Origin of the sequence: Niastella soli, from assembly GCF_017742245.1 — a bacterium.
GTDB lineage: Bacteria > Bacteroidota > Bacteroidia > Chitinophagales > Chitinophagaceae > Niastella > Niastella soli.
This window is the reverse complement of record NZ_JAGHKO010000016.1, coordinates 1-11,434: the sequence shown is the minus strand read 5'-3', so window position 1 is coordinate 11,434 and position 11,434 is coordinate 1. Positions and strand designations below refer to the sequence as shown.

Sequence of the window (11,434 nt, the reverse complement as noted above, 5' to 3'; positions counted from 1 at the left end):
TCGCATAAACCCACTAATAATGCGAGCTCAAATGGCGAACCTTACAGGTCTTGGCACTGCCCATTGCCTTTCCGCGCAATCCAGTTTCTTCCTTAGAACCTCACAGCAAATTCTTATAAAATAACAAGCCTACACTGCGTATTTACCATAGTGTTAGCGTTTAACCATTTAACTTTCTTTATAAACCATTTTAAATTATCAGGATGTTTACTACATTTGCGCCCACCAGAAAAGAAAGGGAATAGGGAATCAGCCGTAATTAAAAATATTTTATGAAGAAATTATTGATTCCCATTGTGTCTTTATTGTTTATTATTTCGCTTGATTCGTGTAAAAAGGATTCGGACAATCAGTCTGAACAACAGCAACCAGTAGGAGACACGACGCGGGTGGTAAAAACCATCTATACCCACAGCAGCAGCAGCTCAACCCCCGAAACCACGTACTATGAGTATGATAAGTCAGGAAGGATCGTTGCGCTCAAGGATTCTGCCGATGCGACCTATTATTTTAATATCAGTTATTCAGGCGATGAGGCTATCATCCAGCAATCGCCAGCCGAACCGGGAAATTTCAGTTTTACAGCACGCTATAAACTGAACAGCAATCGCCTGCCAGTTCAGCGTATCGGTGTTGAGTATATGAACGAGATGACTGCGACTTATCCGACTTTTCAAGTACACGCAGATACGACCAACTATGAATATAATGCTGCAGGCTTATTGGTTAAAGCCACCGGTAACCATTTTGACACCACCTGGAGGACAAGTTCTGTTGCTTCTACCAGAAGGCCATATACAATAAGCTATACCAACCAGGACGGAAAGTTGATGGCTATTAAGATCACTGCAGTAGAGTATTATGGCTATACGCAAACAGGGGGCACTCCCAATAAATCCACTGTGAACATTGAGGAAAACTACTCGTTTGAATACACTAAAAATTATCCTAATAAAGTGGACAGCATAAATGCATGGCTGTTTGTTGAAGCGGGTGTGTTATACGGTGACAATGCCCCGACGATCAAATATGCCTATTTGCATGATAAAATGAACCATTCAACAAAACGCACCTATGTTGAGTCTGGTTATGTAAGCAATGACACAGATGATCCTCAAACCAGGACAATAGAATATTTCCCATCAGGTTATGTTTCTTCTGTTACTTTTGGTGATGGTACCTACTGGGATAAGACCGGTTTTTTTTACAATAAACAATAAATAGTAAATAATAAAGAAGGCGCCACCAAGGTAATAATGGGGCGCCTTTTTTTATTGTTTTGATCGTAACGAAGTCTTTCCTCGCTCATTTTTTTTGAGGGAATGACCTGTAAGGCGCGCCATTTGAGCTTGCATTATTAGTGGGCTTATGCGCTCCCCGACTTATCGGGGCAAGCTCTGACAGGTCATGATTAAAGAGAGGGATCCGACCTGTCAGGTCTGCTTTGCATCCAAGCCCGGCGAGTTAATGAGGCAGACCTTACAGGTCTTGACCCCGCCACTTGTCGCCAGGTAATGTAAAGTATTGCCAGGACCTATTGCCTTTCCCCCATTGCCTATTGCCTACTGCCCATTGCCTTTTTATCAACTTGATACATGGAAGAATCTCAACTTCGAAAAGCCTCCATACCAAACTAAAGTAGGGGCATAAAAAAAGGTCCACTGTAGAAACAGCTGACCTCTAACGATTGCTTGCCATATGAAAAAAAAGGTAAAATCTCTTTATTGTGAAGCGCTTGCTTCGTGGTAGCTCTCTTATTCTTTCGCTCTTTTACCGTGCTACCGTGTTTGATGATGCAAATGTACAGCACCGCCGTTAATTGTCACAATCACGTTTTTCACGGTTTCATTATGTCAAACACCATCAACCAATAACAAAACCCTTACCCGTACTGAGTTTCATGTATTTCTTCCTATGGTTTCCAACCATAAATCAATGTGAACAACCTGCCATGCATTTGCTTTTCTTTAACATTTTTAACAGCGTCGTAAGTTAAACGAAAAGGAGCGCTAAATCCTCCCAATGCATCTGGAGGCCGCAGCGTGCAGCTCATAAACGCTGTTGATAGGGGTGGGTATTGATTTGATTAACCTGGAATGAAACACTTTGAACCCACCCCTACCCCTCCCAGGAGGGGATCCAATGCAACCTGTCCGAACTTACTAGTGAGTCTGGCCCTTCAGACTCACACTCACCACTCACCCACGCAGCCTGCCGAACAGGCACAGCAATCTCGAACTACAGACTCACACTCACAACTCACCACTCACAACTCACCATGTAAAATGCTTGTTAAGACATCATTATAATCTTCCATAAACCAGTTTACTTTATATTTTTGTACCCTCATGCTAAGAAAGCTACTGGCATATATCTTATTGTTCGCTCACATTAATACCTCCATGTTCATTCCGCAAATGGATGAAGAGGTTGATATGTACGATAATGCCGGTAATCAAATAGATGACATCAACACCCTGATCGAGTTTATCGACCAGGATGTACTCGGCCACTATGATACCAGTCCGGAAGACGAAGACGACGACACCGGTAGACCTTTACATGTTATAAAGATCGTCGATTACAGCTATCACCCCTATTTTGAAGAACTTCAGACAAAAGTTGCCATTAAGGAAAAACCTGAGGTAATTTTTACCGGCTATGTTGAACATAAACTCACAGCCGGTTTCAAGAACATTCTGCTGCCTCCTCCTAAACAAGCTACTGCCTAAAGGCAAAGGCTTCTCTACCTACATTTTACTGTATAACGCAACGTAATTAACTGCCAACAGGCAGTGTTATTGCTGTGTAATGGCATTAGGCTTTTACCTTTTGCCTGCTGCCCTTGCCTTCCCTATATAGAACCGACATTATTGTACTTAAATAAATCACAATGAAATTCACCCTATTGGTGCGTATGGCATTGGTGCTTATTGGTATTTCCGGTACCGTACTGCACACCAATGCCCAGGACACCCTTCGCATTTCGTTACCCGATGCGGAAAAACAATTCACCAACAAAAACCTGTCGCTGATCGCTGAGAAATACAACATCAGCATCGCCCGTGCCCAGGTGCTGCAGGCCAAAGTATACAACAACCCTAACCTGCAATTTGAAGGCAATATTTACAATCCCGAACAAAAAAAGTGGTTCGACCTAAGCAATTCAACCGGTCAGTATGCCGCCAATTTGCAACAACTGATCATTCTCGCAGGCAAACGCAACAAACAAATAAAACTGGCCGAGACCAATGTACTAATGGCCGAGAACCGTTTTTACGATCTGTTGCGTACTTTACGCTATACCCTGCACAGCGATTTTTATCAGGCCGGCTTTCTGCAACAGGCCATCACCGCCTACCAGTTGCCTATTGCTTCTTTAACAAAACTGACCGCCAACTACAATGAGCTGCAAGCCAAAGGGGTGATCACCCTTAAAGAAGTGGTGCGGGTAAAATCGCTTTTATACAACCTGCAAACAGAACAAACCGCCCTGCAAAACCAACTCAATGAGGTGGAGGCGGAGTTGCAACTGTTATTGCAGAACAACAAAACCTGGTTTATTCCTGAAACAACTATTTCAGCACCCCAACTGGGTACTATTCGTCAATACCAGTTGCCGATGCTTGTTGACAGTGCCTATGCCAACCGGTACGATCTGCAACTGGCTGCCAATTCGCTTACTTTTAATCAACAGAATTACAGTCTGCAAAAAGCCATGGCGGTGCCCGATCTTACGGCCGGCGCCCAATACGATAAACGAGGCAGCTTTGTAAACAATGCTACCTTCTTTTCCCTGGCTATGGACCTCCCCTTCTTTAACCGCAACCAGGGCAATATCAAAGCGGCTAAAATTGCTATTGACCAAAGCAATACGGTGCTTACGCAGCAAAAGTTAACTGTTGAGAATGAGGTACAACAGGCCTATGGCAAAGTGCTGAACACCGAAAAAATGCTGCATACCATTGACCCCAACTTTCAAAACGACTTTGATAAATTATTAAAAAGCATCACGGAGAATTTCGAGAAAAGAAATATCAGCTTACTCGAGTTCACCGACTTCTACGACTCCTACAAACAAAATGTATTGCAATGGAATCAATTGCAGAACGATCACATCCAGGCAATAGAGTCGCTCAACTATACCATTGGAAAACCCATTGTAAACCTCTAATTAAAGAGATCATGATCACTTATAAATCAACCATCACCGCTGCATTTGTTATTGCCTCCGCCGTTGTAATTTCCTGTAACCACCCCAAGGCCGCTACGCCGGACGACAATGGCTCTTTAGACAGTATCATCCGTAATGCCACTACCGCCCCCGTTACCATTGAGAACGAAACGGATTTTATAAAACTGAATGGTAAAATTCAGGCCAATGAAGACCATCAGGCAAAAGTATATGCGCTGGCCAGTGGTAAAATAAAAAGCGTGAATGTTGCCCTGGGCGATAAAGTACAAAAGGGTCAAACCCTGGCGGTATTGCAAAGTATGGAAGTGGCCGGTAACAGCAATGACCTGACGCTGGCTGAATCCAACGTAGCCCTTACCAAAAAGAACCTGGAAAGCACCAAAGACCTCTACGAAGGCAGCCTCGCTACCGAACGCGATTATATGAGCGCCAAGGTAGATTATAATAAAGCCTTGAGCGAACTCAACAGAGCCAAAGAAGTACAGGCCATCACCGGCGGTAAAAATGCCACCTACGAATTAAAGGCCCCGCTCACGGGTTATGTAATTGAAAGAAATATTACCAACAACTCGGAAGTTCGGCAGGACAACAGCAACCCGTTGTTTACCGTGGCCGACCTTAACAGTGTTTGGGTGATCGCCAATGTATATGAATCCGACATCAGCCACATTCATTTAGGCGATACAGTTACCGTAACCACACTGGCAAACCCCGCAACGGCTTATACCGGCAAGATCGATAAGATCTACAATGTGCTGGACCCAGCTACCCGCACCATGAAAGTGCGCATCAGTATGCCTAACCCGAATGCGGACTTTATGCCGGAAATGTTTGTGACCGTAAAAGTAAATGGCAAAGCAACCGCCGGCATGTTAAGCATTCCTTCACAGGCCATCGTACTCGACGACAGCAAAAACTTTGTGATCGTTAAAGACCCCACCGGTTTGCACATAAAAGAAATTCAACTCATAAAGCGGGTTGATTCAAAAGCATATATACAAGGGCTTAAGGTAGGTGATCAGGTGGTTACTAATTCGCAGGTGTTTATATACCAGGCCTTAAGTGAGTAAACCAGCAAGTTAGTAAGTTATTAAGTTCATAAGTTATTAGGTTGTTACCCTACGACCTCAAAACCTAATAACTTAATAACTACAAACCTATGATCTTAAGAATCCCAAAAGCAGCACTAAAAAATGAATAAGTTTATAAAAAAGATAATAGCCTTCTCCTTAAAGAATAAGCTATTTATATTCCTGGCAACAACCATATTAGTGATATGGGGTGCCCTGGCATTTAATAACATCCCCATCGAGGCATTCCCCGATGTTACCAATACCCAAATAACCATCATTACCCAATGGGCTGGCCGCAGTGCCGAAGAGGTAGAGAAATTTGTGACCATTCCCATTGAGGTAGCCATGAACCCGGTGCAGAAAAAAACATCGGTACGCTCCACAACGGTATTTGGCCTTTCGGTAGTAAAAGTAATTTTCGATGATCATGTGGAAGATGCCTTCGCGCGACAACAGGTAAACAACCTGTTGCGTGATGTGCAGTTACCCGATGGCGCCGATCCCGATATTCAACCGCCTACCGGTCCCACCGGTGAGATCTTTCGCTATACACTCCAGAGTACGACCAAAGCAGTTAAAGACCTGAAAACCTTGCAGGACTGGGTAATAGAACGCCAACTGCTGGGCGTGCCGGGTGTTGGCGATGTAGTAAGCTTTGGCGGTGAAGTAAAAACGTATGAGATAAAAGTTAATCCACAAAAGCTCGCTTCCTATAACATTACCCCGCTCGATGTATACAATGCGGCTTCCAAAAGTAATATCAACGTGGGCGGCGATGTGATCGTGGACAACTCGCAATCATATGTAGTGCGTGGTATTGGGTTGATCAATAACGTGGAAGAGATCGGGAACATCATCGTTGACAATATCAACGGTACGCCCATTCTGGTTAAAGATGTGGCCGATGTACAGATCAGCGCCCTGCCCCGTCTGGGCCAGGTGGGCCGTGATAAACAGAACGATGTGATTGAAGGCATCATAGTAATGCGTAAAGGCGAGAACCCCGGCGAAGTGATCAAAAAGGTGCAGGCCAAAATTGATTACCTGAATGAAAAGGTACTTCCCGCAGATGTTAAAATAAATACGTTTTATAACCGCAACGACCTCATCAATTATGCCACACACACCGTGTTGCACAACATGCTGGAGGGGATCATTTTTGTTACGGTGATCGTGTTTCTTTTTATGGCCGACTGGCGTACAACGGTCATTGTAGCCATTGTAATTCCGCTGGCCCTGCTGTTTGCCTTTATCTGTTTAACCTTAAAGGGCATGAGCGCCAACCTGCTTTCCATGGGCGCCATCGACTTTGGGATCATCATCGACGGGGCCGTGGTAATGGTGGAAGGCATCTTTGTGCTACTCGATCAAAGAGCGCACCAGTTGGGGATGGAACGGTTCAACCGCCTCAGTAAACTGGGCATGATCAAAAACACCGGTGGCGAACTGGGTAAGGCCATCTTCTTTTCCAAACTCATCATCATTGCCGGCTTACTGCCCATCTTTTCTTTTCAGAAAGTGGAAGGTAAAATGTTCTCGCCCCTGGCCTGGACGCTCGGGTTTGCCCTCTTAGGCGCGCTGATCCTAACGCTTACCCTGATCCCATTGTTAAGTAGTATCCTGCTGCGCAAAAACGTGCGTGAAAAACATAATGTGTTTGTGGAGTGGCTAACCAAAGGCGTGATGTGGCAATTCAACTGGACGTATGCCCGCAAACGCCTCAGCATAATAGTGGCCATCGTGCTGGTAGCAGTCGGTTTGTTCTCCTTTAAATTCCTGGGAACAGAATTCTTACCCGAACTCGACGAAGGCGCCATCTATATCCGCGCTACCTGTCCGCTCAGCGTATCGCTGAACGAGTCGCGTGATATTGCCAATAAAATGCGCAAGATGATCCTCACCTTCCCTGAAGTAAAACAGGTGATGTCGCAAACCGGCCGGCCCAACGACGGCACCGATGCTACCGGTTTTTATAACGTGGAGTTCCATGTAGACATCTATCCAAAAAAACAATGGAAAAGCGGGATAACCAAAGAAGAACTGATAGATAAAATGCAACATATGTTGTCGGTCTTTCCCGGCATTGACCTCAACTTCTCCCAGCCTATCATGGACAATGTGGAGGAAGCCGTATCGGGTGTAAAAGGATCATTATGCGTAAAGATCTATGGCGACAGCCTGGCCTATACCGAACAGAAAGCCTATGAAGTGTACAATGTAATGAAGCACGTAAAGGGCGTGGAAGACCTGGGCATCATTCGAAATATTGGTCAACCTGAACTGCGTATCGATCTTGATCAAAGCAAGATGGCCTTATATGGCGTTACCACCGCCGACGCCAATGCCACCATCGAAATGGCCATTGGCGGTAAAGCCGTATCGCAGATCTATGAGGGCGAAAAGCGGTTCCAGTTGCGTTTGCGCTATCAGGAAGATTACCGCAATAATGCGGAAGCTATCAGTAATCTGTTGATCCCTACCATGCGTGGCTCACAGGTACCTATTAAGAGCATTGCCACTATTGAACGCTTAACAGGCCCCAGCATAATTTTCCGGGACGATAACCGGCGTTACAGCGCCATCAAATTCAGTATTCGTGGCCGCGATATGGGCAGCACCATTGCCGAAGCGCAGGCCAAGGTGAATAAGGATGTTCATTTAAACAAAGGCTACGACATGCAATGGGCGGGTGATTTTGAAAACCAGCAACGGGCTACGCACAGGTTAGCGCAGGTAGTGCCAGTGAGCTTACTGATCATTTTCATGATCCTGTTTGTCATGTTCGGTAATGTAAAAGACGCTGGTTTAGTATTGATAAACGTGCCGTTTGCTATCATTGGTGGCATTGCCGCCTTGTTGATCTCGGGCACCAACTTCAGTATTTCAGCTGGTATCGGGTTCATTGCCCTATTTGGGATCTGTATTCAGAATGGCGTTATCCTGATCTCGGTGTTCAAGAACAACTTGCAATCGATAAAGAAGCATGAGTTCGACAGTCATTCGCTTGAGCAGGCCATAAAACAAGGGGTAAAAAGCCGTGTGCGGCCCGTTATTATGACGGCCTTGATGGCGGCTATAGGTTTATTACCCGCTGCATTATCGCATGGCATTGGTTCAGAAACATCCAAACCATTGGCAATAGTGGTTATAGGTGGATTGATAACCGCAACGGGTTTAACGTTACTGATCTTCCCGCTGTTCTTTTATCTGGGTTATAGAAAATTGGGCCAACGGATGGATTAGAAACGGCAGACAGCAAACGGCAGACAGCAGACAGCAAACGGCAGACGGCAGACGGCAAACGGCAGACAGCAGACGGCAGACGGCAGACAAAGAATACAAAAGGCAATAGGATATGGGGAATCAATATCGTTTAGATAAGCGAAATGGAGAGCTAAATCCTCCCGATGCATCGGGAGGCCGCAGGATGCAGCACCTAAACGCTGATGACAGGGGTGGGTATTGAATTGATTCGTATTCAATGTCGTTTAGCTATTGCTTGTTTTAAGGAATCCCCTCCTGGGAGGGGTAGGGGTGGGTTTTATAAATAGGAAATAGCGAAAAGGCAAATGGTCACCTTTCTCCGCAGACCGCGGCTTCGGCAACCGAAGACATAAAGAAGCAATTAAAAGACAACTGATTAACAAAAACATGCGGCCCGATATCTTAAGATATTGGGCCGTTTTGGTGTTTCTATTTTATAACACATGCATCCAATGTACCATTTGAAGCGTCTATATATAGTAGAGGATGATGCGGAAAATACGATGCTAATATGTTAAATGGGAGCGGCTGCTTCAACCATTAAACATTGATCCTATTGTACTATACTTCGGTGCTCTTTCAAATGTGGCAGTTTTATGCATTATTTTTCCTTTAATGAGGAAATTAATTCACATTGATGCAAAATATATATACAAAAGTTAGTTTATTATACGATTGGCGTGTAATTTGAATTATGTTACATTAGTTTTTCAAAGAGTATTTTTGGATTAAAACGGGGGCGGATGTCTATCCAGCCCCTCTTTTAACCCACTTGTTTAACCGAGATGCAATTGCTGTTTAACGTCGATGTACTATACTACACAATGCTCGTTTCTTCATATGATCTTCATCACACGTTTTCCTATTCAAGGTAATTAACTCACACTGTTTACTGTCATTATTTAAAAGTTAAGGGTGTTGGAATATAACGGCTATAATAATTGCTTAAACTTGTAGCTCATTCTATTCCGCTTACTTCGCTTCTTTTTAAACCTTTAACTATATGACACAACCAACATCCATTCAACTGCGCTTGCTCGCCAGCGTATTTTTCATGTCCCTGTTGTTTACAGCTTGTAAAAAAGACCTTCAATCAACTGACAACAACAATCCCGCAACAACTACTTCGCCTGTTACTGAAGCTATTACACTTAGCGAAGGCTTTGAATCTGGCACCAAAACAGCGTATGCTGCAGCCAATGTAACTTTATCTTCCGGCTCCTGGAATTTTAACGACGCCCTCATCGGCAACCTTTCTACCGATGCCAAGGCAGGCACCCAAAGCGCCAGAATACGCAACAGTGGTAGCCTTACCATGAACTTCGATGCCACTGGCGGTGTTACCAGCGTATCTGTAAAACATGCGGTATTTGGCAGCGATGGCAGCAGTACCTGGGAACTGCGCGCTTCCACCAATGGCGGCAGCAGCTTCACCAAAGTAGGCAGCACTATTACAACCAGCAGTACTACTTTGCAAACAGCAACATTTACCGTTAGTTACACCGGTAATGTTCGCTTTGCGATCGTAAAAACTGATGGCAGCGCCAACCGCATCAACATCGATGATGTAGTGATCAGTTCCTCCACATCTGGTGGCGGCGGCACCACACCGGGCGACGATGACAACATGCTGTTTGGAAACCCCAGCAACGCTACTACCAGCACCAGCAATTACACCAACTATTTAATGGTCAGAACTTATTACTCGCTCAGCTACCACCGCGACCGTGGTACGCCAAACTGGGTAAGCTGGCATATAAAATCTACTGACCTGGGCAGTGCCGATCGTCAGGATGATTTCCGTGCCGATGGAACACTGCCCAGCGGCTGGTACCAGGTGCAAAGCACCAGCTACAGCGGCAGCGGTTTCGATCGTGGACATAACTGTCCTTCCGCTGATAGAACTTCTTCCGTTACAGCCAACTCAGCTACTTTCTTAATGACGAACATGATCCCTCAGGCGCCCAACAACAACCAGCAAACGTGGGCTAACATGGAGAACTACATCCGCACGCTGGTTACCGCCGGTAACGAAGTGTATGTAATTATGGGTTCTTATGGAACCGGTGGCACCGGCAGCAATGGTACCGTTAACACCATCGACAATGGTCATGTTACCGTACCCAACCGCGTTTGGAAAGTGGTAGTGGTCATACCTAATGGCAATGGCGACCTGGCCCGTGTAACATCATCAACCCGCGTTATTGCAGTAAATACGCCCAATATCAACACCACTAACAGCGACTGGAAAACCTATCGTACATCAGTGGATGCTATTGAGTCAGCCACGGGGTATGATCTCTTGTCGAATGTTTCTTCTTCTGTGCAAGGTGTGATAGAGGCTAAGGTGGATAATCTGTAAGACTTTAAAGACCTGTAAGGTTCGCCATTTGAGCTTGAATAATTAGAGGGATCAGCGACCCTGACAGGTCTTTTATTTTAGACCTTCTCATTAATCATTGACCTGTCAGGTCTGTTCATCTCGCTGGCCCGGCAAGTTCAAAAGGCAGACCTTACAGGTCTTCCTTTTTACATTATCCGGCACTCCGACTCGTCGGAGCGCCATTACCAGAACTTTAAAGACCTGTAAGATTCGCCATTTGAGCTTGAATAATTAGAGGGATCAGCGATCCTGACAGGTCTTTTATTTTAGACCTTCTCATTAATCATTGACCTGTCAGGTCTGTTCATCTCGCTTGCCCGGCAAGTTCAAAAGGCAGACCTTACAGGTCTTCCTTTTTACATTATCCGGCACTCCGACTCGTCGGAGCGCCATTACCGGAACTGTAACGACCTGTAAGGTTCGCCATTTGAGCTTGAATAATTAGAGGGATCAGCGACCCTGACAGGTCTTTATAATTAGGGCGACCTGCCCCGATTCATCGGCGTCTGTTCATCTCGC

6 protein-coding genes are annotated in these 11,434 nt (G+C 45.1%); all 6 read left to right on the top strand.

Annotation, left to right across the window (positions count from 1 at the left end):
• Window positions 1–272 precede the first annotated feature (272 nt).
• Entirely contained in the window at window positions 273–1,220 is a 948-nt protein-coding gene (locus tag J7I42_RS30845; protein WP_209143578.1) for a hypothetical protein, read from the top strand.
• A 1,128-nt stretch (window positions 1,221–2,348) separates the two neighbouring features.
• Entirely contained in the window at window positions 2,349–2,732 is a 384-nt protein-coding gene (locus tag J7I42_RS30840) for a hypothetical protein (RefSeq protein WP_209143576.1), read from the top strand.
• A gap of 161 nt (window positions 2,733–2,893) precedes the next feature.
• A complete protein-coding gene (locus J7I42_RS30835; RefSeq protein ID WP_209143574.1) occupies window positions 2,894–4,174 on the top strand; it encodes a TolC family protein in 1,281 nt (426 codons plus the stop codon).
• Window positions 4,175–4,185: 11 nt separating this feature from the next.
• On the top strand, window positions 4,186–5,265 hold the full coding sequence (locus J7I42_RS30830; protein ID WP_209143572.1) for an efflux RND transporter periplasmic adaptor subunit: 1,080 nt from the start codon (window positions 4,186–4,188) through the stop codon (window positions 5,263–5,265).
• Between the two features lie 123 nt (window positions 5,266–5,388).
• Window positions 5,389–8,511: an efflux RND transporter permease subunit gene (locus J7I42_RS30825; RefSeq protein WP_209143570.1), complete on the top strand. Its 3,123-nt coding sequence runs from the start codon at window positions 5,389–5,391 to the stop codon at window positions 8,509–8,511.
• A 1,024-nt stretch (window positions 8,512–9,535) separates the two neighbouring features.
• The gene (locus J7I42_RS30820; protein ID WP_209143568.1) at window positions 9,536–10,894 is read left to right on the top strand and encodes a DNA/RNA non-specific endonuclease; all 1,359 of its coding nucleotides are present in this window, start codon (window positions 9,536–9,538) and stop codon (window positions 10,892–10,894) included.
• Window positions 10,895–11,434 lie beyond the last annotated feature (540 nt).